Source organism: Leucobacter sp. M11 (assembly GCF_035726885.1).
Lineage (GTDB): Bacteria > Actinomycetota > Actinomycetes > Actinomycetales > Microbacteriaceae > JAPFRB01.
The window spans coordinates 126,164-127,075 of the sequence record NZ_JAPFRB010000004.1 but is presented as its reverse complement, the minus strand read 5'-3'; the positions used below and the strand labels follow the sequence as shown (position 1 = coordinate 127,075).

At 73.5% G+C, this 912-nt stretch carries 1 protein-coding gene; it reads left to right on the top strand.

What is annotated here, in order from left to right; translation table 11 throughout:
- Positions 1–181: 181 nt before the first annotated feature.
- The coding region (locus tag OOT08_RS12565; RefSeq protein ID WP_325093087.1) for a DUF4349 domain-containing protein at positions 182–912 on the top strand (731 nt) is incomplete at its 3' end.

Below are 912 nucleotides of genomic sequence, written 5' to 3'. Positions count from 1 at the left end.
CGGTTGTTCGACGGGGTCGGGCGCCCCCGACCCGGCGCCGGGCGGCGACACGGGCGCTGACCGGGTTCAGGTCCAGCCCGCAGAGACGCTCCCCCACGACACGGATGCCCCGCCCCCCGAGAGCTTCCCGGAGTCCGGGCTCTCCGCGGACTCGTTTGCGGGCGCGAGCGACGGGCGAAGCGTGACCGTTTCGTCCGAGCTGGGCCTCTCCGTCGATCGCCCCGAGGAGGTCGCCGACGAGGTTGACCGGATCGCCGGGGAGCTTGACGGCCGCGTTGAGGTCCGCACGATCTCGGCCGCGACCGACGTGTCCAGCGCCTCCGCGCAGCTGCTGCTCCGGGTGCCCGCGCCGCGGCTCAGCGAGGCCGTGGCGAGCATCTCCGAGCTCGGCGCCGTCACGCACCAGTCCACGAATCGGCAGGACGTGACCGAGGTCCGGGTGGATCTGGAGGCCCGGCAGGAGTCCCTCGAGGGAAGCATCACCCGGCTCCAGGGCCTCATGGCCGACGCGAAAAACACGGCCGAGCTGATCGAGGCCGAGTCCGCCCTCGCCCAGCGCCAGGCCGAGCTCGCCGGGATCACCGCGCAGCTCGACTCGCTCACGGATCAGGTCGAGCTCTCCTCGCTCTGGGTGATGCTGGACACCCCAGAAAACGCGCCGAAGGCCGCGCCGGGATCCCCGCTCGACTGGCTGCTCGCCGGGGTCGCGTCCATCGGCGCCGTCCTGCTCTGGCTGGCCGGGGCGATCGTGTTCCTCGTCCCCTGGGTCGTGCTGCTGGCCCTCCTCGTCGCGGTGATCTGGCTGATCCGCCGCCTGCGCCGCGGGGGAAAGCGCTCGGGCGACGCCGCGCAGACCACCGGGGGCGCCGCAACCGCCCCGGGCACCACCGCTGCCTCTGCCACAGCGACGCA